Genomic DNA, 21,901 nt, shown 5'->3' with positions numbered 1-21,901 from the left:
TTAATCAAAACCTAAGTGCGATCGCCTACAATGTTCAAAACTCTGCAAACTCCCCATAGCGGATACCATTGGGACGGTAGTAGTCGCCGTTTCTTTGAAGGTTGGTATTATCGTGTAACTTTACCAGACTGTGGTCAAACCTTTGCTTTCATGTATTCCATCGAAGACCCCATTGGTGGTAAAGCCTACAGTGGTGGTGCAGCTCAAGTCCTTGGTGCTGATGATGAATATATTTGTCGGACTTTTCCCGATGTCAACAAATTTTGGGCTAGTCCAGATGTTCTGGCTTTGGGTCATTGGGGCGAAACAAACCTCAACACCAAACCTATTTACCTGTTACCAGCAGAGTTTGAACGCCATGTACAGCAAGGATACCAAGCTACAGCCACCATCAATCAAGGCATAATTGCTGACCCTGCAACAGGTAATTATTGCCGTTGGCGTTACGAAATTCAACCGATATACGGTTGGGGAAATCAAGATGGTATCCAGCAATCAACGGCTGGGTGGCTGTCCTTTTTACAGATTTTTGAACCAGGATGGCAAATTTTGATGGCTCATGGCTTGGCTACCGGCTGGATTGATTGGAATGGCAAAATCTATCAATTCCAGAATGCGCCAGCTTACGGGGAAAAAAATTGGGGTGGTGCTTTTCCTGAAAAATGGTTTTGGCTTAACTGCAACAGCTTTGATGGCGAACCTGACTTAGCTTTAACTGCTGGTGGTGGTAGACGCGGTGTACTGTGGTGGATGGAATCTGTAGCCATGATTGGGTTACATTATCAAGGCAAATTCTACGAATTCGTTCCTTGGAACTCAAAAGTAGAGTGGAATATTCAGCCTTGGGGTAGATGGCAAATGAAAGCGAAAAACTTAGATTATGAGGTTGAATTAACTGGAACTACCCATCTACCCGGTACAGACCTACGTGCGCCAACAGTCCAGGGTTTACAATACTGCTGTCGAGACACTATGCAAGGAAAACTAGATGTAGAGTTACGACAGATCCGAGGGAAAAATCCTCTAGTCATCCTGAAAGCACACAGTTATCTTTGTGGTTTAGAAATAGGTGGTGATTCTTGGAGCAATTCTTGGCAGTCTAGTTAGAACTACTGCTATCATTGTATATGCTTCACAGTTGGGGCTGTAGCTCAGTTGGATAGAGCGAGCGCCTCCTAAGCGCTAGGTCGTGCGTTCAAGTCGCACCAGTCCCGTCACCACAAAATAGTTAAATCAAATAATTAGTCAGAAATCCTGTATATAGGATTATGACCAATTATGTGGAAAAATTGTGCTAATACACATTAAATGATGAATTAGCTTGACGGTAGCCCTGCCAGGGTAAATTTCGCTAAAGTCTGCTAAATTACATAGATATTTTTCTTATTTTGAGAGAAAATAACGCCCTCAACAAACAAAGTTATAGAGCCTTGAAGAATAATCTATTGTTTAGAGGTAAATCATTTTCATTTGCGGTGCTATTTTTACCGCTATTAATGTGGTTTGGATACCAAGAAGCTAAAAACGCCTACACACAACCCCAAGCCGTAATAGTTTTAGGTGGTTCGACTAGAAATCTAGAAAGAGAAAAGTTTACTGCTAGTTTTGCCCGTAAGCACCCAAATTTGCCAATTTGGATTTCTGGAGGTAGTCCACCTGTCTACACTAAACGGGTATTTAAGAAAGCTGGTATTGATACCAAGCGATTACACTTAGACTATGAAGCGGTAGATACTGTAACAAATTTTACTACATTAATTGACGAGTTACAATCTCGTGGTATTAAAAGCGTTTATTTAATTACCTCTGATTTCCATATGCGCCGCGCCTGTATCATTGGCGAAATAGTTTTAGGTAGTCGCGGAATTACCTTTAAACCAATCTCAGTCCCTTCTGAAAACTCTCCTGAACCAATTGAAAAATCTTTGCGTGATGGGGCTAGGGCTTTATTATGGGTGGCTACTGGTTATACAGGTGCAGATGAAAAACATAAGCGTTAATAGTTCCCTTTTCTCCCACCTACCTTTTTTATGGCGTTAGCAGTGGGAGTTACTTAACCTATGCTGCTATTTCTTGCACCAGAACATAGGGCTGTATGATCAAGGTGTTAAATCTCTTTTGCTGATTAGTGTTCCATTCTCCCAGTTGCTGAGGAGAAGGTTTACTAATTAATTGCTCATCAATCCATCGTTGAACTGAAGGTATATTATCACTAGCGATCGCCTCTCCCACATCTAGCAAGTTCAAGTCTAGTGATATTAAAATCACTGCGTCTCTCTGTGCATGGGGAATTAGCCATTCCCACTCTGATTCATCTATAGTTTCTGATAACTCTGTTCTTAAATCTGACATGATTCTCTATTCTTATCCTCATCTTTCGATTTTACATTAAATGGAAGATGAGAATAAAGGGTATGGCGTAGGAGAAGGAAAAATCAATAACTAATGACCTTTTTTGAATTTTTAATTGGAGCAAAGCGACTTGACTATTGGCTAAACTTCAGACTTCATCTCATCAATTTCAAATAAAGATACAATTACTCCCGTGATTGGGATAGAGATAAAAACACCCAATAAACCTGCGACTCTAGCACCTACTAATAAAGCAAAAAATACTACTACTGGATTGAGATTTAGTGATCCTTGCATAATACGAGGGGAAATCAAATTATCTTGAATTTGCTGGAGAACTACGCAAGCGGCTAAGACTTTTAATGCTAACCAAACATCTTGAGATAAGACAATTAAAGTAATTGTTCCCACACCTAAGGTAGCTCCAATACCAGGAATTATATCTAGTATTCCTACTATTACAGACAGTATTAAAGCAAAAGGCACTTGTAATAATAAGAAAATAATAAATGTTGAACTTGTCAGGAACAAGCACAATAATAACTGACCGCGAAAAAATCCTAGAAAACTACGCCGCATAATATTTGTAAATCTAATGCGGCGTTTTTGGGGAACTATTTTGAGAATAAAATTCCAAAGTTTTTCACCATCTAGTAGCATGAAAAAAGCTACGACGGCAATTAAGATAAATGTCACAAAATTAGTGAGAAATTGTTGCACAATTGCTAAACTGGTAACTAGTGTTGATACAGCTTGGGTTCGCAATTGTTCTTGAATTACACTTAAATCTATTTGTAGATTGCGGTTACTTAACAATCTCTCTATTCTTTCCAAAAAAGGTAACAAAGAAGTTAAGAAAGCCGATATACTGTCAATTAATTGTTGACCCTGAGATAAAAGTGCTACACCAACTGTAATGAGTAATCCTCCTAAAATCACTATGCTGATTAGGAAAACTACGACAACTGCAACACTGTGGGGTAGAAAACGGCGTAGCCATTGCACTGGATAGCTCAGTAAAAAAGCCAAAATAGCTGCAAAAGTAAAAATTATAATTACTGTCTCAAAGTAAGCTAGAAGCTGTACGATCGCCCAACCAGCCGCAACTAACAGCAAAAAGCGGACTAGTGCCAAATTATTTAATCGATGCCACAGATTTTTGGCTTCAATACCGCTCATATACTGTATCAAAAAATTTGATTAATTGATTTTCAACATACAACAATCAAATAGCGATCGCTACCTACTTACAGCAGATTTTCTCCAATTGGATAATCAGCGCCCTAAATCGTGCATTTGATTAATGGCGGCGGCACACTTTTGGGTTATTGACTCTAACTCGTCTTTATTAGTAGAACTGGGAGTATCAATTAAATTCCCAATTCTCACTGTTAGAGGCACAGCACGAGGCACAGAGGAACCTTTTTGTAAAATATTCTCCGAACCCCACAAACATACAGGTAATATCGGCGCTTTCGCTTTAGCTGCTAGTAGGGCTGCGCCTCTTTTGGGGTCACTAATGCGACCATCTGGGGTGCGAGTACCTTCCATGAACACACCTACAGCCCAGCCATTTTCCAGATATTCTAGAGCTGCACGAATGGCATTGCGATCGGCACTTCCTCTACTAACTGGGTAAGCACCATATAATTTAATCGCCTGTGCTAAAACAGGAATTTCAAATAATTCTTGCTTTGCCATGTATGCCACTGGACGACGCACACAATTAGAGACAATGGGCGGGTCAAAGTAACTAGCATGATTACTTACAACTACTACAGGGCCTGATTGGGGGACATTTTCCACACCATAAATCCGACCCCGAAAGTAAGTGTGCAACATCGGGCTGACAACTGACCACTTAAAGGCATGGTACAGTGCCAGACTAATCAATGGTTCGCGGGTTCGGGACATAAGAGTTTGGGGGTTGGGGATAAAAAAGTAAAAAGTAAAAAGGCAAAAGATTTTTTCTTTTGACTTTTGTCTTGAACTGGGGATTGAAGCAGGCTTCCCTGCTAGAGGTTGCGCCAAAGCGTAGCGTCCCGCAGGGAAGTCCGAACGGGGGCAAGGATGGAAAGGGAAACATTTTTGAGTAACGTCTTGTAGATAGGGAAACCCTCTCGCAGCGTTATCGAACTAATCCCCAGTCGCTAATTTGGTAATTCCGCAGCGTTGCGGATGTTTTTTAAAATTAAATCAGCAGTAGTGCGTTTAATCAAACCTGTTAGTACATTACCAGGGCCGATTTCCACGACTTTCTCAATGCCGTTGGCTGGTAATGTTAAAGAAATTTCTCGCCAGCGCACTGAACCAGTCATCTGTTGGCTAAGGCGTTGTTTTAAAATAGCGGCATCAACAGCCGGCGCTGGCTCGACGTTTGATAATACGGGTACACTAGCCTGTTGAAATTCTACAGTTTCCAGAATTTCTTGGAACTCTACAGCAGCCGTATTCATGAGGTGTGAATGAAATGCTCCCGAAACTTTCAACGGGACAGCACGCTTGGCTTTGACTTGAGACATAACTGTCTGCACAGCTTCTGGAGTACCGGATATAACAACTTGCGCCGGACTATTATCGTTTGCTAGCACCACATCAGGAGTCTGGGAAATTACTGTTTCCAACTGTTCGCGGTCAAAATTCATCATAGCCGCCATCATGCCGCCTGCGGCGCTATCCATGAGTTCAGCTCGTCGCTTGACTAGTTTTAAACCAGCTGACCACTCAAAAACGCCGGCAACGTAAAGGGCGATGTATTCTCCTAAACTATGACCAGCAACTAAATCTGGCTGGTGTCCCCGTTCTTTTGTCAGGTCTGCAAGGATACTCTCTACTACATAAAGACTGGGTTGGGTGTAGAGTGTCTGTGATAATTTTTCTTCGTTTTGGCAGATTTCGCTTACAGACCAGCCTAAGATTGCTTCAGCTTGAGCAAATTTTTCTTTGGCAGTTGGTATATCTAGTAAGTCTGTTCCCATCCCCAGTGCTTGAGAACCTTGTCCGGGGAACACCCATGCGGTTTTTGTCATTTGTCAGTCGCTTCGCTCTAATTCAAAATTCAAAATTAAAAATTCAAAATGAACAATCCAATTTTTGAATTTTGCATTTTGAATTTTTAATTGATTATCTTCCCCATTGGAAAATTGCTGCACCCCATGTTAGACCCGCTCCAAAGCCGGATGTAGCAATGATATCGTTTGGTTTTATTTTACCTTCTCGCACGGCTTCATCTAGGGCTAGGGGGATGGAAGCGGCGGAGGTATTGCCGTAATTAGCGAGATTACTAATTACTTTGTGTGCAGGAATATTTAGGCGTTGAGCTACAGTATCAAGAATGCGTTGATTTGCTTGATGTAGTAGTAGCCAATCGATTTGGTCAACAGTTAGTTGAGCCTCAAATAGAGCTTTATCAATGATTTCTGGGACTTTTTGAGCGGCAAAGCGGTAAACTTCTTTGCCGTTCATGGTTACGGGTTGATATGTGCCTTGAGTAATCTTGACATTGGGGAGAATTTCTTTGGCAGTGCCTTGATAAGCTAGGTTGAGATAATGGTTTTGTGTCCCATCACTTTTGAGGGCAAATCCCAATAAGCGATCGCTTGAGTTCGCCTGCAAGACAACTGCCCCAGCACCATCACCAAACAACACGCAAGTACGTCTGTCTTGCCAATCTACCCAACGGGAGAGAATATCAGCCCCGATCAACAGTACATTCTGATATACGCCAGTTCTGATAAATTGAGCTGCTGTGACTAGACCGAAGACAAAGCCGGAACAGGCGGCGGTTAAATCAAAGGCTACGGCTTTATTAGCTCCCAATTCAGCCTGGATTTTAGTAGCAGTACCAAACAAATCATCAGGTGTGGAAGTTGCCAGTAAAATCAAATCTATATCAGATGCTGTAATGCCAGCCGAGGCGATCGCCTGTCTACTAGCCGCCGCCGCCAGACTGCTTAATGATTCAGTCGGTAGGGCTAAACGCCGTTGGCGGATTCCGGTTCTGGTGCTGATCCACTCGTCTGATGTCTCTACCAGTTGGCTTAATTCTTCGTTGTGAAGGGAAGTTTCAGGTACTGCTGAACCACTCCCGGTAATTGCGATGCCTAAGTTTTGCACTCCTAGTCTCCCAAGCTATCAGTTATTAGTCATTAGTCATTAGTCATTAGTCATTAGTCATTTACTTTTGACTAATAACCCGCAGAACTAATGCTAATCGCTGGTGCTGTGTAGAATTTCATACTGGGATTGCAGTTGTTGCATCACTTGATTATCTACAGCTTCTTTGGCCATGCGAATGGCATTAAATACTGAAGGAGCTTGAGAGCTACCGTGACCGATTAGACAAACACCTGATACCCCTAACAGCAAAGCACCACCGTGTTCTGCGTGATCCATGCGCTGCTTAATGCGCTTCAGGTTGGGTTTTAAGATGGCTGTACCGATTTGACCGTGTAAACCTTGGGGCAATTCTTCCCGGAGGATTTGCAGAATTACACCGCCGATCGCCTCCGCAAATTTGAGTAAAATATTGCCGACAAAGCCATCACACACAATCACGTCAAATTCGCCGGAAAGTACATCTCTCCCTTCGGCATTCCCAATAAAATTGATATTGGAATTGTCCTTTAATAGTTGGTGAGTACGTAAGGCTAATTCATTGCCTTTGGTATCTTCCTCGCCAATATTCAACAAACCCACCTTGGGTTCCCCTGTCCCTAAGACATACTGGCTGTAAATTGACCCAATCACAGCAAACTGCTCTAAAAACTTAGGGCGGCAGTCTACATTGGCTCCCACATCTAATATCAATACAGGTTTGCCAGCTTTGATTGTGGGAAACACTGTACCAATCGCCGGGCGGTCAACTCCAGGTAATCGTCCCAAGCGTAGTAAAGCTGATGCCATAGCTGCACCAGAATGGCCAGCCGAAAATATGGCATCCGCCTGCTCTCGCTTGACTAAATCCATCGCCACATTAATAGAAGCCTTGCGCTTGCGTCTTACCGCGTTCAAAGGCTCCTCATCCATTGCGATCGCTTCCTCAGCAGGAACGATCTCCACCCTCTCCAAATTAGTTTTTGGTGGCAAGGCAGATGCAATTTGTTGGGGATCACCTACCAACAGTACTTTCACACCCAATTCTTCGCTTGCTCGCACAGCGCCAGCTACGATTTCATTGGGTGCGTGATCCCCTCCCATTGCGTCAATTGCTATCCGTACGCAAGTCGATCCCATTGCTCAAAGCTTCTAGAAACCTTACAAATTTTACCAGATGGCTTGGCTGAAAAATCTTAACTTTCTCACCACCGCATCTCTCTTGTGACAATTGCAACAAGTTTTAGCGGCAAGCCCAAGATAGCACATTGTGTATGAGGGTGTGAGGGTGTAAGGGTGTAAGGGTGTGAGGGAAAAGAAATTTATTATTCCTTCCCCTATACCCCTACACCCCTATACCCCTACCCCCCCTACTCACTCAATACCCAATCTACTAACAGCCTGACACCATAACCAGTAGCACCTGGGCCGTTGTAGCCGTTTTCTTTGTCCGCCCAAACTGGCCCGGCAATATCTAAGTGCGCCCACGCGGTATCTTTGACAAACTGCTTGAGAAACAAAGCAGCAGTGATGGAACCACCAGGACGAGGCCCGGTGTTTTTCATGTCGGCAATGCCAGATTTTAGTCCTTCAAAATATTTTTCTTCTAATGGCATCCGCCAAATCTTTTCCCCTGATTCACTAGCGGCTTGCTCTAGTTGCCCTGCTAAGGCATCATCGGGAGTATACAAACCAGCAATGTCATCACCTAAAGCAATGACATTGGCACCGGTGAGGGTTGCTAGATCTACGATCGCATCTAATCCCAATTTATCGGTATAGACTAGGGCATCTGCTAGGGTTAAACGCCCTTCGGCATCGGTGTTGTTTACTTCGATGGTTTTGCCATTGGATGCAGTCAGGATGTCTCCTGGGTGCATAGCCTTACCGCTAATCATGTTTTCGGTCACGGCTGAGATGAAGTGAACTTCTACATTTGGTTTGATTTGGGCAATGGCTTTGGCTGCGCCTAAGGTAGCTGCTGCACCTCCCATATCAATTTTCATGGTTTCGATACCACTACCAGCGCCTTTAATGTTGAGTCCACCGGAATCGAAGGTTAGACCTTTACCCACAATTGCTAGTTTGCGCTTGGGTGTGCCTTCTGGTTTGTAAGTTAAGTGAATAAATTTAGGTGGTAAATCTGAGGCGAGGGCAACTCCTAAAAATGCACCCATGCCTAGTTTTTCGCAATCTTCCTGCTCTAAAATTTCTATTTGTAAACCATAATCTTGGGCAATCTGTTGAGCCGTTTCTGCCATTGTAATTGGTGTGACACTATTTGCTGGTGCTGCTACCAACTGGCGAGCCAAGATTACCCCAGAAACGATTTGATTTGCTCGGTTAATTGCCGCTTCTTGTCCGGCAAAACCAAGTAATTCTACTGTTTCGACTTGAGAACCTTTGTCTTCTGGGTCTGATTTAAAGCGATTATCTTGATAGAGTGCTAACTGCAAGCCTTCAGCAATTGCTTGAGCTGAGGCCGTAGGGTCATTATTCCACAAAGGAAAACTCAGTCCGATAACTTTGCTTTTTTGTTTTTTGCCTACTTTACCTACAGCCGCCGCCGCACGTCTTAAGGTTTCTATTTTGAAGGCTTCAGTTTTGCCTAAACCCACCAAAATTATTTTCCGTACTGGGATATTAGAACTCACACGAGTAAAAACCGTGCTGTTGGCTTTGCCTGTAAACTCTTCTTCAGTAATTAGCTCTTTTAAGATGCCGGCAAACTTTTCATCTAAACTTCCTAGTTCACCAGTTAACTCGACTGCATCTTCAAATAATGCGATCGCCAAAGTATCGCCTGCCCATTCTAGCAGAGGCTTATCACTCAGTTGAATTGCCATGTTGGGGTCTTGTCTATGTATATATGCCTTCCTGTACCAGTATTGCTCAAAATTTTTGTTTCAGGATAGGGGGGATTGGGGACTGGGGACTGGGGAAGGTGGGGCCCCCTCTGGGGATAAGGGGTAATGGGGATTAGGAAGAGATAAGGAATCAGAAAAACAAGGATCAAGGGGAAGAATTAATTACTATTGATGGGATTCCCTACACCCTTACACCCCTAATTCGTGACTAATATCAAATTTCTTGGCGATCGCATTGATTATTTCTAGCTCTCTTGGTTCACTCTGATGGTCTAGTTCGGCAATTTTGCGACAACGAGCTAGTAAGGGGACGGCAAAATCACGATTTAACTGGTTCAGCAGTTGCTCGAATGGTTGGGGTGATTTGATATTTTGCTTGATGGCTGCTAAGGATGTGGGGCTGAGGTTGGCAACTTGCAAGTCTGGTAAGATTTCTTCCCAAGTTTTCTCTGGATGGCTGGCGAGGATCATGTGAACTAATATCTGATCCATGATGGCTTCTTGAGCGATCGCTTTTTCTAAATATTTCTCGCTCTCGGCTTTTAAGTTTGACAATGTTTCTGGAGAATTGATGGATGTTGCAGCGTCTAACTTGGCTTCGTAAAATCGACAAGCTGCATATCCTAAAGAATAGCTGAGTGTGGCATTGGAACTGGCAGCGATCGCCGCACCAGCAAAGGGTATATTACGTAGTAGGGCTAATCCGGCTGCTTTCAGGAGGCGATTTCCACCCAGTCCTAAACCAAAAATTGTCAAAAGCTCCCCTTTTCGAGCAGGATCTTTCAAATCAAGTCCGTAAGCAGCAGCAATCTGATAAAGCATTTCTGTCTGCAATTTCATTGTTGCAGCTAAATCCACTGCAAATAAGGCGGCGGCTACTCCAGGTAAAATGCTACTCGCTAGACCTACTCCACCAGATTTAGCTGCTTTGTCCATCATGATGCGGTGGGCAATTTGGCTTGGTGATTCCTGGGGATACTTTTGTTTGAGTTTGTTAACTGAGGTAGCAACTTTTTCTATGTCTACGTTGTCACTTGCCCCAATTAGCCAATTAAGATTCAAAAATCCTGAAATTCTTCTAATCAACCAATTCTCACTAATATGGTTGATGACGTTACCCGTTATTTGAGTACCTTGCTCAAATAAATTTTGTGTCTGCTTAACCGTTGCTTTCCCAATTTGAGCAACAGCATCTATTACAGATGGTTTAGTATTTTTTTCTATGTTTGCGGGTGGTTTGTCTGGCATTGCTTGTCATCATCCTTATCAGACCCTCTGTTTTGGTTTTAGTCGATAATTGCAAGCCTTGACATCTATCAACCAGGACAATTCTCTGTATCTCTAGGGTTTAATATTTCCACCACGGAGACACAGAGAAAAAACATTATACATATCAAATTTTTTGTTGGGGAATTTTGAGATGAGAAATTTTGGGGCTTTTAATTTCTAGAAAGTTATGAACTTGGAGAATTTCATAGAGATTTACATCTTCCTCTAATAAGCAGGCGTGTCCACTATTAGGTAGAACGACTTTCTGAGAGTTAGAGATAATATTTGCTAGGCGCGCAGCTTCACTAACGGATGGTAACAGGCGATCGCTTCCACCGGCAATTAATAAGGTTGCTTGAGTCAGAGAACGCAATTTCTCATCACTGATATCAAATTCTCGCAATAAAGATAACCGCCAAAGCACCGTCTCTGGTGGAACATAACGCATGGTTTTTAGCAGTTCTTGGCGAATATTCCGAGATATACGCTGCAATGATGCCAAAAATGGTAATAAACCTAGTGCGCCCGCATCATAAAGGCATTCAGGGACTAATTGCACCATTTGAGACAGCCCATCCAACCAAGGACGGAGTTTAAAAGCTGAGGCGGAATTAATCAGAATTAGACGCTTAAATAAGTGGGGCGATTTAGTGGCTACTTTCATCGCCAAACACCCCCCGAAAGACTCACCACACAAGTAGACTGCTCTTTGGGAACTTTTTTCTAATTCTGCATGAATTAAGTCTAGGACATTATTGGTGAGGACATCCCAGCTAGTGAGGTCTTGGCGGGGGATCGCCAAACAACGGACATCAAAGCCAATTTCTAACCCCGCCGTTTGCGATCGCAACAATTGACCAGTTCCATCCATTCCTGGCAAATAGACGAACAACGGATACTCAGGTCGTACTCGTCTAGGAGTTAGGAAACACGGCTTTAGTTCAACGTCTGGCATTGTAAAATTTAAATTCTATTTGCTGTTTTTATAAACTTTACCCTATGTCAACCTCATACTTTGTATCAATAGGACAATACAAGGGTGAAGCTTCATAGTCCAGTTAAAATCATAGCTTGTACTGTATAAATCTTCCTTGAAGATACTTTGATTAATTAATGATGATCCTAGAGATTAATCTAGGCATAAAAAAAGATTTGCTATATCGATTATGATCCTATTTACTAGTAAATTAAAGAACTGGCTGATTATTCTTAAACCCCTATACCCTTAAACCCCTATACCCTTGCTTTTTCCTTTTCCTGCGTAAGTTGTACTTAATAACAACCTTGAGCGAGTAAAGTAGCGATTTCATCATGGCAATGTGTGGTTAGTTCAGCCACAACATTTTTCGCCTGTTTACCGTGATATTGGTTGTGATGTTGGGCTGTAATCCAATAAGGACGACCGACTAAGACAGCCACTCGATGATAGATTACCAGGGGATGCCAACCATATTGATTGAATAATGGTTCGGAAGGGTCGAACAAACTTAATAATTTTAGGGGAAAAGCCGAAGTGTTACTCTCTTCTAAGGAAGCGATCGCTACTGGTAACACTGCTAAGTTCTTGACTTGAGAACGTAACGCTAGATGAGCAAAGCCCCGGCGAAATTCCCCTACTTCATTGGCTGGAGTATATTTCACCATCGGATCAGCACCTTCAGGAAATACTCCCACCATTTGTTTTGTTTGTAGTAGCTTTTGTGACTGCACAAAAAAGCTTTGCTGACGATGTTGATTTTCTTCTAAAGGAAAGCAACCCAATTGTCCTGTAACAATCTCCCGCAATATTGGCACTTGTCCCATATAGTGATGACAAGCAAAACGAATCGGATTCGATAAAGCCGCCATTAAAGTTAGTGCATCCATAAAACTGCGATGATTGCTCACTATTAACAAACTAGCATCTTGGGGAATGCGATCCTCGTAATAGCGGAACATTTTAGTAGAGAGTGTTGTTAAGAATATCCGAGAAATATCTAGGGGGTTATTTGCACTCATGCCTGATCAATGTGTTTTTTTGGGAAAATATCGCAGTTTATCTTGATTTAATTTTTACATTTCTTCACCCTTGCGTTGACCGTCTTAAGGTAGAAATGTTTTATCCACAAAAGCCGCAAAATTCTCTAGTTTGGGAGATTTGTGTTCTTCATCACCATAAATGTAATGAAAGCATTCTCCAAAATTATTAATAGTTGATTTCAGTCTTTTGTTTAGGATTATTTGGATTCATAGGTATTACAAAATAATACTTTGGATGGTAAATTTGCTAATATTAAAGTGTTATTTCAGCAAAAGGAGCTATTATCGTATAATTGCGTGAATTTGTTGATAGAAGTTAAGATATAAAACGTTTTTATAAGTTAATTTTTTATTTTCCATGAATCTAGTGAATAAAGCAGAAAAAACATTTGCACTGACAACACCTCTGTATTATGTAAACGATGTTCCTCACATTGGTAGTGCCTACACAACAATGGCCGCAGACGCAGTGGCGAGGTTTCAGAAGTTATTAGGGCGTGATGTGCTGCTGATAACAGGTACAGATGAGCATGGGCAGAAAATTCAGCGTTCAGCCGAGAGTTTAGGAAAAGCCCCGCAAGAGTTTTGTGACGAAATTGTCCCCAGCTTTATGAGTTTGTGGCGGTTGTTGAATATTCAATACGATCGCTTTAGTCGAACTACGGCTGTGCGTCACAAAGCCATTGTAGACGAATTTTTTGCACGGGTGTGGGAGGCTGGCGACATCTACCAAGGACAGCAAAAAGGCTGGTACTGTGTATCTTGTGAGGAATTTAAAGAAGAAAGGGAATTATTAGAAGGAAATCGCTGCCCTATCCATGTTAATAAAGAAGTTGAGTGGAGAGACGAACAAAACTACTTTTTCCGTCTCTCGAAATATCAAACTCAATTAGAAGAGTTTTACCAGTCTCACCCAGATTTTATCCAGCCTGAAAGCCGTCGTAATGAAGTCCTCAACTTTGTTAGCCAAGGGTTGCAAGACTTTTCCATTTCGCGGGTAAATCTAGATTGGGGTTTTCCAGTACCCAATGATCCAAAGCATACCTTATATGTTTGGTTCGATGCCTTGCTAGCTTACGTCACAGCATTGTTAGATCCAGAGGATGAACCAACCTTAGAAAATGCCTTAGGAAAATGGTGGCCGATTAACTTGCACCTGATTGGTAAGGATATCTTACGTTTCCATGCTGTTTACTGGCCGGCGATGCTTTTATCTGCTGGCTTACCTTTACCAGATAGAGTTTTTGGACACGGCTTTTTGACCAAAGATGGTCAAAAAATGGGTAAAAGTCTAGGTAATACCGTAGATCCTGTAGGACTAGTCCAGCAGTATGGTAGTGATGCAGTTCGTTATTACTTCCTTAAGGAAATCGAATTTGGCAAAGATGGCGACTTTAATGAAGTTAGATTCATCCATGTGCTAAATGCAGATTTGGCAAATGACTTAGGTAATTTGCTCAATCGCACCCTGAACATGGTGAAAAAATACTGCGCTAATTATGCTTTATCGATTACCAATGAAGATATTCCTGCGGAAAATACATTGAAAGCATTGGGTGTAGATTTAGGAGCAAAGGTCAAACAAGCCTACGAAGTGTTAGCTTTTAATCAAGCTTGTGGGGTCGTGCTTTCACTGGTGCAAGCCAGTAATAAGTTTATTGATGATCAAGCCCCTTGGTCGTTATATAAACAAGAACGACAACAGGAAGTAGAAACAGTACTGTACACTGTTTTAGAATCTGTGAGACTAGCCGCCTATCTTCTTTCTCCCGTGATTCCCAATATCAGTAGCAATATCTATCAGCAACTGGGCTTTGGGATCAACTTTAACGAACAAACTGATATTACTCCTTTTGCGATTCATGCACAATGGGGTTTGCTATCTAATAAACAGCAGTTGGGTCAACCCCAACCCATTTTTAAGCGCATAGAACAAACAAAAAACGTTTAATTGCTTTTAATTTTTGCTTAAAGCTAATTCAGTTCGATTTCTTAATTGTTTTCCCAGAAAATCAACGGGGCTGAACTGTATATTCGCCCCGAAAAATTATCATAAGTCGATCTAAAAAATCAAAGTTGATAATTAGTATCAGAAATAACAAGAATAAAATTGAGGTATGACATCAATGTTGAATAACTTGGAAAATGATTCAATATTTACACCAGAACAAGTTTTAGAAAATCGAGGACGGGTCGCCATTTTTATTGATGGGTCAAATCTATTCTACGCTGCTTTGCAATTAGGAATTGAAATAGATTACACGAAATTGCTATGTCGTCTGACTGGTGGTTCTCGATTGTTGCGGGCTTTTTTCTATACCGGTGTAGACAGAACTAATGAAAAGCAGCAAGGGTTTTTGTTGTGGATGCGCCGTAATGGCTACCGCGTCATTGCTAAAGATTTGGTGCAGTTGCCAGATGGCTCCAAAAAAGCCAACCTAGATGTAGAAATAGCTGTAGATATGATGGCTTTGGTCGATTCTTACGATACAGCTGTGCTAGTTAGTGGCGATGGGGATCTGGCTTATGCGGTCAATTCTGTTAGTTATCGCGGCGTGCGGGTAGAAGTTGTGAGCTTACGCTCTATGACTAGTGATAGCTTAATTAATGTGAGCGATCGCTACATTGATTTAGAGGCTATCAAAGAAGATATCCAGAAAACTCCCCGTCAAAGCTATCCTTATCGACCTTTATCTAGCATGGGTTTTTTAGATGATCCCAGAGATAGCGACGGACACCTAGAAATGCAGGATTAATGACCTTTTCACAAGCTAGAAAACAAAAAAGTATAAACTTTAACCAACGGGGGGAATCAAAAAAACTTCCCCCCGCTTCTGTTTTTGATAGCAGTTAGCTTTGATTTTAAATAGGACTTACGCATGAACACGAAAGATCAAGAGCTTGGAGAAGGGTATAGGGGTGTAAGGGTTTCAAACATTTATACCCCTACACCCCTATACCCTTACACCCTTATACCAACTTCAACAGACCATACAATTATTTAAATAGACATGATATTCAAGAAAATAAATTGGTATCACCTGCCTTTGACTATTTTTTTAATTATTACTTTAGTAGCTTGTGGGGTTAAAGCTCCCAATAATACTCAATCAAATAATTCTGATCCGGCTAACCGAGATAGTAATTTGACCTTCTTTGATGTCATCTTAGAACAAGCAGATGAAGTTGGTAGACCCGTCTGGAGAGTTAAAGCAAAACAGGCGCAATATACCAAAGAAAAACAAATAGGTGAAGCGGAAAGTCCCTATGGAGAACTTTATCAAGATGGCAAAGTAGTTTATCAAGTCAAAGCTGAGAAAGCTGACATCGAACAAGATGGTAAGCAATTGTTTCTCAAAGGGAAAATAGTGGCTACAGATCCCAAAAATGGTATTGTTTTATATGGCAATGAATTGGAATGGCGACCTCAAGAAGATTTATTGATTGTCCGCAATAAAATTAATGGTACTCACAAACAAGTACAAGCAGTAGCTCAAGAAGCTAGAGTAAAAACCCGCGAACAACGAATGGAATTTTCTGGCCAAGTGGTTGCTAACTCTGCTGATCCCCAAATGCAAATGCGTACTGAACATTTGATTTGGCAGATTCAAGAGCAAAAATTAATAGGCGATCGCCCAATTCAAATTGACCGCTACAAAAACAACCAAATTAGCGATCGCGGCCGGGGTAACTCTGCGGAAATAAACTTAAAAACCAAGATTGCCACAATTAATAAAAATGCCCAAATAGATTTACTAGAACCCCCAGCCCAAATAACTAGTAACTCGATGAATTGGAATATGAATACGGAAATAGTCACGACCAAATCCCCCATCCGCATATTCCAACGTGTGGAAAACCTAACGGTGACCGCTAATCAGGGAGAAATGAGAATACCGCAAAAAACAGCTTATTTAACAGGTAATGTGAATGCCGTAGGGAAACGTCGTCAGACTCTCAACTCTCAAAAACTAACATGGTATCTTGACAGAAAACTCGTAGAAGCCCAAGGTAATGTAGTTTATCGACAAGTTGATCCAGCCCTAACATTTAAAGGTGAAACTGCTGTTGGTAATCTGGATACGGAAAATATAGTAGTTAAAGGTGGAAATTCTGGCGATCGCGTAGTTACAGAGATTATTCCACAAGAACCAAGCACGAGGAATTAGTACTAGAAGGTGTAATTTAAAAATTCCTGTCTGAAGGAGGTTGAACTAATTTCCAAACTAAATAATAGTCATTTACATACACAATATTTGGCTTCAACTGATACTTTCTAGCTATTTGTAATCGCCAAGCATTTGTGGGGTTGAGCAGGAAAATATCACTAAAATCATTAGGTATGATCGGCACAGTTTGATCCTGTACTAATTGAAATCTTGCCTTCGGTTGTAAAAGATAACTTAAAGAAACAACATTTCCATAATTAATCTCAGAAAAATTAGTAATTAATAATGGACGATATTTTTGATTAATAAATCTAGCAATTTGAGGATTACCGTCACTTACGCCCTTACTCCACCAAGTGTCTGCTTGGTAATACACTCTAGACGAAATTAAACTACAAATAATTAAAAGTCCAATAATTACTTGCCAGATTCTTCGATGTGATACATTACCGTTATACATTTGTGTGGCGAGTAAGTAGGCAACAATAATTTGCACACCTAAATAAGACGGTAGTAAATATGGTTCGTAACCCGAACTAATGCGACCAGAAGCTAAACTTGGTATGATTAATGGCAAAGCAGGCACTACAATTAAAGTAATCATAAATAACCAAACTTGGTATTTAGTTGTGCGACATAAAAAATAAATAGCGTATGCAGTTAGAATTAAAAAAATAGCTGATATTAAATAATTAATTGGATTGTCTAAACTAATATTTAAATCAAAAAAACTTCTACTCATCTGTATGAGTAAGAAAGGAATTAGGGGTATGATATTCGGGTCTTGACTATTTGTGCCATCTGATGAGAGGACAAATTGGAAAAACTTAGCAAAAACTACCAATAACCAAGGAAAAAATGCTAAAAAAGCAAAAATCGTGGCTATCAAATAATATCTGACAGTTTCGGTCAAGCGTAGTTTAGCAATTAATACTACATAAATACCATGAGCGATCGCCACAAAGATAGTCCACAAGCAAGTATACAAACTCAATGCCAGTGTAATTACATAAACCCCCCAGGTTGTGAAGGGATCTGATTTTTGTGTGGATTGCAGACGTATCGCTCTTAGTAATGCAGTGCTAGCAAGTATGATAGTGACTAACCAAAGGATATATTCTCTGCCTTCTTGGGCGTATACTAGGTGCATGGGTGAGTTAGCCATGAGAGCGATCGCTAAACTAGGAAGCGATAAAGTCACATTAAATAACTCTCGGCAAAACCAATAAAGGCACGGAAAAACTAATAAACTAATTAGTGCTGATAAATATCTAATTACAGTTACAGAATTGCCAAATGTTTCTACCCAAAACCTAGCTATTATAAAATATAACGGTGATTTTTCTGGGCTTTCAATCACGAGAGACATCACAGTATCACTAATATTTTTATTCCCATTAGGGCTTTGAAATTCTGTAAACTGTTCGCTAGAGATTACCTGACCGTTAAATAACTGCTGTTTTACCTCAGCTAAAGTATAGCCAGAAATTCTTAACGAAGTATAGGTTTCATCTAAAGAATATACTTTCCTATCAACATATACAAATCGAAATAATATACACATTACTAAGAGTAAAATCATTAAAAATCGTAACCAACTCGGCACGAGTGTTATATGCCGCATACATACTTTTCTCAAGAATTATTTATTTCACAAGCACCCAATCAATAGAAGCCTCTGCATAGTGTACTCAATTATTTATAGGATCACTACATAATTTGGGAAAAATAAGTACTAATTCCCACCCAAACACATTATCTATGGTAATAGCAGCCCTATAATTACTTTGATTTTCAATTATTAACTCTAATTCTGATATAGGCAAATTTATGTACAGGTTAATACTGTCAACATCATAATTTTCTGCCTCGGCAATAATTGTTTTATCATTATTAACAGTTAAAGGAACTGCCACAGTTTGTTTAGATACGATAATTAAGTGTTAAAAAAACATATACTACGTAAAAACTGAGAAACAAGCTATTTTAAGATATTAATGACTTAATCACAAATTCTAATTACTACGCAAATTAAACATACTTTTTCTAGAGCAATTTGGGTAACTCATGTGGGTTACTAGTTTTACTAGTGTTTGAGACCTACTTATCTAGACAATTTGGATAATGCCACCGGGTAAATTCTTTAATATTCGCTATAGTCAAAAAATCAATGGTTTTAAATTCACGGTCTATTGCAGGTAAACTACAAATCTTAGCTCCGACATTTAAATATGCTTGTAAAATATTAGGAATATCCACACGGCAAACATCATTAGACTTGTCTGGAATATCTATATAAAATTGTGAATGAGGAAATACTAGAATATCCTTGTGTATAAATTTATGTTGTTCAAAATAATGATAAGCACAAGCAGCTTCCCAAGAGCATTGTGTTAATAATGAAGCACATCCAAAAAAATATTTGCTACAGTTCAAAATAAGATAGTCAGCCAAACCTTTCCATAGCAATAAAAGAGATTGAAAGCTACGATATTCTTTAGCAATACAAGCACGCCCAACCTCTACAGAAACCTTTAATACAGATTCCGGTATAGTTTTCAGTTCAAATATATCAGCAGCATCAAATCCTAATCCTTGAGAAGCCATTTTATAGGTTTGCATTCTATAAGTACCTATAGTTTTTCCCGTAAGCTTAGAAATTAGCATCAAATGATGGCAAATTTCATCAAACTCGTCTTGATCCATTTTAGTTAAGTTAGAATCAGCCAATCCCAAACCTAATTCCACATTAAAAACTTCAAACCTTAAGCGAAAAATCGATGCTAATTCTTCTTCATTCTCAGCAAGTTTAAGAATATATTTATCAGTTTCTAGGATAGGGAAATCTTTGATAATAGTAGGAGGACGAAGTGGGTACTTGATGTGGTGATATGAAATTTCCATCTGTCTTCCAACTTAAAGATGTGAAGATATACTAGCTTTTGGGATTTACTTGCTACACAAACAGAGCATTTTATGTGTTAGCGTGTCAAAGCGACACTCATGCAGTTTTTGAAAACAACCTGATCCAAAAAGTTAAAAGTTGTAATGTCGTTTTATTATGCACCTAACTGATCATCAAAATCTGGCACTAGGATACAGAATTTTCTGAATATCAAGTTTAGATAACTGTTGACTCAACATCTACTCATATTCAGTAAAATTCGTAACTCGTAATCTCATGATTAATTACGAATTACGAATTAAAAATTACAAAATAAATTACTCAATTGTGTTGAGTACTAGTGTAGCGAACCCTAGTACCAGCCCACAGTAATTTCTCTCGCAACGTTTGATAGTAGGAATTATTTTCCCGTAACACAATAAATTTTGCCCGACAATCAGCCATGCGGATATCAACGCGATGTGCAGGCCAAATTGAAGTAGCTAAAACCCCATCCATCCACAATTTGGTACTCAAATCATAGTCTCCTAACGGCCAGATACTGACAACAGAACCTGCGGGAAGTATGAGAGGACGGCTAGAAAGACTCATAGGGCAAATAGGCGTGATGGTAATTGCCTCCATACCATCGTGCATAATTGGGCCACTTGCAGAGACTGTATAACCAGTTGAACCTGTGGGTGTGGAAATAATCAATCCATCGCCTACATATTGATCTACTACCTCACCATCAATTTCCATTTCTAGAATAGAGGTAATCATGCGATCGGCTGAGGCTGGTTTGACGCAAAATTCATTTAACCCAAGATATCGTTCTGTTACCGGTTCCAGATTCGTTCGGTGTCCTTCATAAACTGCCGCTTGCAACATCATCCGCCGTTGAATAGCGTAGCGGTCTTCAAATAGACGATCCCAAACTTTCTCTGTGTCTTGAAATTCATCAACTGACTCGGTTAAAAAGCCCAGGTGACCCCCCACATTTACGCCGAGAATGGGGATACCAGCTGGGGCTAAATGTCTGGCACTAGTTAAGACTGTGCCATCACCACCTAAGACAATTGCCAGGTCGATTGGTTGACTAGCTGAAGCCAAAAACACCGGATAAGGGTTATCTTTTGGCCCGCTAGGTCCCATTAAGACCTGACAATTGCGATTTTCTAGCTGCTTGGCGCAGAGTTCTGCCCAACGTTTGCTTTGGGAATCTCGCGCCTTATAAGCAATGATTACCTGCTTGAGTTGCACACGCAATTACCATTTCAGGAGATTAAACTGCTCCATATCGACGGTATCGCGGTTGCGATAAATGGCCAGCACGATCGCTAGACCAACCGCCGCTTCAGCAGCTGCCACGGTAATCACAAACACTGTGAAAACCTGACCCTTAATTAATGTTGAGTCAAGATAGTTGGAAAATGCCATTAAATTCAGATTAACAGCATTCAGCAATAATTCAATTGACATCAACACGCGTACAGCGTTACGGCTGGTAATCAAACCATAAATGCCAATGCAAAATAAAGCTGCTGCAAGTAATAAAAAGTACCGAAGTTGCATGAATCTTTGTCTTCCTTGTGAAAAATCTGGCTTGTTGTTACTCTTGAGTTTCGCTACCAGCACCTACTAATTCTCTGGGGCGTTCTGGTAATGTCAACACGGTTTGAGGTAAGCCAGATGGTGTTACTTCAGGCAAGTACTCACGACGTGCCAAAATAATTGCTCCTACCATCGCCATTAACAACAAAACAGAAGCCAGTTCAAAAGGTAGCAAGAAGTCGCTAAAGAAATGCTCCCCAATCACAATTATCGAACCATCTCCTACTTTAGGAGTGGTCGAGTAAGCCCAAGGTGTAGCTAACACCATAGTGCTTAACAACGCAAATAATCCGACGCTGACGATCGCTGTCAAAACTTTCCGTATCCCAGCGCTAGGATAAGGTGTAAAATCCTGCCGCTTGTTCACCAACATAATAGCGAACAAAATCAACACGTTTACCGCCCCAACATAAACTAGAACTTGGGCGGCGGCGACAAAATCACCATTTAGCAACAGGTACATTCCAGCAATACTGATGAATACACCTCCCAGTAAAAAGGCAGAATAGACGATGCTGGTTGCTAGAACCACACCAAGGGCGGTTCCGATCAACATCGTAGCTAGTATGCCAAAGGAAACAACCTGTACTCCTTCTGCTAGATTCACTTTTTTTTCCTCTGTCAGTTGTTGG

The 21,901-nt window shown here is 40.7% G+C and carries 21 protein-coding genes and 1 tRNA gene; 6 read left to right on the top strand and 16 right to left on the bottom strand.

What is annotated here, in order from left to right; all coding sequences use genetic code 11:
• The first annotated feature begins 30 nt into the window (after window positions 1–30).
• The 3 genes from ACN222_RS01235 to ACN222_RS01225 all read left to right on the top strand — a co-directional run bounded on the left by ACN222_RS01235 (window position 31) and on the right by ACN222_RS01225 (window position 2,000).
• Window positions 31–1,107 carry a tocopherol cyclase family protein gene (locus ACN222_RS01235; protein WP_044520539.1) on the top strand — a complete coding sequence of 359 codons (1,077 nt, stop codon included), beginning with the start codon at window positions 31–33 and terminating at the stop codon, window positions 1,105–1,107.
• 33 nt (window positions 1,108–1,140) lie between these two features.
• Window positions 1,141–1,214 (top strand) — tRNA-Arg (locus ACN222_RS01230).
• Between the two features lie 282 nt (window positions 1,215–1,496).
• Window positions 1,497–2,000 carry a YdcF family protein gene (locus ACN222_RS01225; protein WP_044520538.1) on the top strand — a complete coding sequence of 168 codons (504 nt, stop codon included), beginning with the start codon at window positions 1,497–1,499 and terminating at the stop codon, window positions 1,998–2,000.
• A 58-nt stretch (window positions 2,001–2,058) separates the two neighbouring features.
• Here the strand turns inward: ACN222_RS01225 and ACN222_RS01220 are convergent, their stop codons facing one another.
• From ACN222_RS01220 to ACN222_RS01175, 10 genes are all read right to left on the bottom strand, one after another.
• Entirely contained in the window at window positions 2,059–2,352 is a 294-nt protein-coding gene (locus ACN222_RS01220; protein ID WP_010994420.1) for a DUF2288 domain-containing protein, read from the bottom strand.
• Between the two features lie 141 nt (window positions 2,353–2,493).
• Complete coding sequence (locus ACN222_RS01215; protein WP_010994419.1) at window positions 2,494–3,531, bottom strand: AI-2E family transporter; 1,038 nt, start codon at window positions 3,529–3,531, stop codon at window positions 2,494–2,496.
• Window positions 3,532–3,627: 96 nt separating this feature from the next.
• Window positions 3,628–4,266, bottom strand: coding sequence for a lysophospholipid acyltransferase family protein (locus ACN222_RS01210; protein ID WP_010994418.1), 639 nt, complete (start codon window positions 4,264–4,266; stop codon window positions 3,628–3,630).
• Between the two features lie 236 nt (window positions 4,267–4,502).
• The gene (gene fabD / locus ACN222_RS01205) at window positions 4,503–5,381 is read right to left on the bottom strand and encodes an ACP S-malonyltransferase (protein ID WP_010994417.1); all 879 of its coding nucleotides are present in this window, start codon (window positions 5,379–5,381) and stop codon (window positions 4,503–4,505) included.
• A 94-nt stretch (window positions 5,382–5,475) separates the two neighbouring features.
• Window positions 5,476–6,468, bottom strand: coding sequence for a beta-ketoacyl-ACP synthase 3 (locus ACN222_RS01200; RefSeq protein WP_010994416.1), 993 nt, complete (start codon window positions 6,466–6,468; stop codon window positions 5,476–5,478).
• Window positions 6,469–6,561: 93 nt separating this feature from the next.
• On the bottom strand, window positions 6,562–7,587 hold the full coding sequence (plsX, locus tag ACN222_RS01195; RefSeq protein ID WP_010994415.1) for a phosphate acyltransferase PlsX: 1,026 nt from the start codon (window positions 7,585–7,587) through the stop codon (window positions 6,562–6,564).
• 230 nt (window positions 7,588–7,817) lie between these two features.
• Entirely contained in the window at window positions 7,818–9,293 is a 1,476-nt protein-coding gene (locus ACN222_RS01190) for a leucyl aminopeptidase (protein WP_010994414.1), read from the bottom strand.
• Window positions 9,294–9,503: 210 nt separating this feature from the next.
• Window positions 9,504–10,562 (bottom strand): hypothetical protein, encoded by a 1,059-nt coding sequence (locus ACN222_RS01185; RefSeq protein WP_010994413.1) that lies wholly within the window; start codon window positions 10,560–10,562, stop codon window positions 9,504–9,506.
• 145 nt (window positions 10,563–10,707) lie between these two features.
• A complete protein-coding gene (locus ACN222_RS01180; protein WP_010994412.1) occupies window positions 10,708–11,538 on the bottom strand; it encodes an alpha/beta fold hydrolase in 831 nt (276 codons plus the stop codon).
• Window positions 11,539–11,855: 317 nt separating this feature from the next.
• A complete protein-coding gene (locus tag ACN222_RS01175; RefSeq protein WP_010994411.1) occupies window positions 11,856–12,581 on the bottom strand; it encodes a lysophospholipid acyltransferase family protein in 726 nt (241 codons plus the stop codon).
• 379 nt (window positions 12,582–12,960) lie between these two features.
• On the opposite strand from ACN222_RS01175, the gene metG reads away from it, so the two are divergent.
• The 3 genes from metG (at window position 12,961) to lptC (ending at window position 16,771) form a co-directional block, all read left to right on the top strand.
• Complete coding sequence (gene metG / locus ACN222_RS01170; RefSeq protein WP_010994410.1) at window positions 12,961–14,553, top strand: methionine--tRNA ligase; 1,593 nt, start codon at window positions 12,961–12,963, stop codon at window positions 14,551–14,553.
• 175 nt (window positions 14,554–14,728) lie between these two features.
• On the top strand, window positions 14,729–15,358 hold the full coding sequence (locus ACN222_RS01165) for an NYN domain-containing protein (RefSeq protein WP_010994409.1): 630 nt from the start codon (window positions 14,729–14,731) through the stop codon (window positions 15,356–15,358).
• Window positions 15,359–15,613: 255 nt separating this feature from the next.
• Window positions 15,614–16,771 (top strand): LPS export ABC transporter periplasmic protein LptC, encoded by a 1,158-nt coding sequence (gene lptC / locus ACN222_RS01160; RefSeq protein WP_010994408.1) that lies wholly within the window; start codon window positions 15,614–15,616, stop codon window positions 16,769–16,771.
• A 16-nt stretch (window positions 16,772–16,787) separates the two neighbouring features.
• Here the strand turns inward: lptC and ACN222_RS01155 are convergent, their stop codons facing one another.
• The 6 genes from ACN222_RS01155 to ACN222_RS01130 all read right to left on the bottom strand — a co-directional run bounded on the left by ACN222_RS01155 (window position 16,788) and on the right by ACN222_RS01130 (window position 21,876).
• A complete protein-coding gene (locus ACN222_RS01155) occupies window positions 16,788–18,395 on the bottom strand; it encodes a glycosyltransferase family 39 protein (protein ID WP_010994407.1) in 1,608 nt (535 codons plus the stop codon).
• 67 nt (window positions 18,396–18,462) lie between these two features.
• Entirely contained in the window at window positions 18,463–18,687 is a 225-nt protein-coding gene (locus ACN222_RS01150; RefSeq protein WP_010994406.1) for a hypothetical protein, read from the bottom strand.
• Window positions 18,688–18,871: 184 nt separating this feature from the next.
• Window positions 18,872–19,675 carry a GNAT family N-acetyltransferase gene (locus tag ACN222_RS01145; protein ID WP_010994405.1) on the bottom strand — a complete coding sequence of 268 codons (804 nt, stop codon included), beginning with the start codon at window positions 19,673–19,675 and terminating at the stop codon, window positions 18,872–18,874.
• Window positions 19,676–19,997: 322 nt separating this feature from the next.
• Window positions 19,998–20,918 carry an NAD(+) kinase gene (locus tag ACN222_RS01140; protein WP_010994404.1) on the bottom strand — a complete coding sequence of 307 codons (921 nt, stop codon included), beginning with the start codon at window positions 20,916–20,918 and terminating at the stop codon, window positions 19,998–20,000.
• Between the two features lie 6 nt (window positions 20,919–20,924).
• Window positions 20,925–21,230 carry an NADH-quinone oxidoreductase subunit NuoK gene (nuoK, locus tag ACN222_RS01135; protein WP_010994403.1) on the bottom strand — a complete coding sequence of 102 codons (306 nt, stop codon included), beginning with the start codon at window positions 21,228–21,230 and terminating at the stop codon, window positions 20,925–20,927.
• Between the two features lie 37 nt (window positions 21,231–21,267).
• Window positions 21,268–21,876: an NADH-quinone oxidoreductase subunit J gene (locus tag ACN222_RS01130; protein ID WP_010994402.1), complete on the bottom strand. Its 609-nt coding sequence runs from the start codon at window positions 21,874–21,876 to the stop codon at window positions 21,268–21,270.
• Window positions 21,877–21,901 lie beyond the last annotated feature (25 nt).

This window comes from Anabaena sp. FACHB-595, assembly GCF_048568275.1.
In the GTDB taxonomy this organism is placed as follows: Bacteria; Cyanobacteriota; Cyanobacteriia; order Cyanobacteriales; family Nostocaceae; genus Trichormus.
Note: the sequence above shows the minus strand (reverse complement) of the source record. Positions and strands in the feature narration are given on the sequence as shown.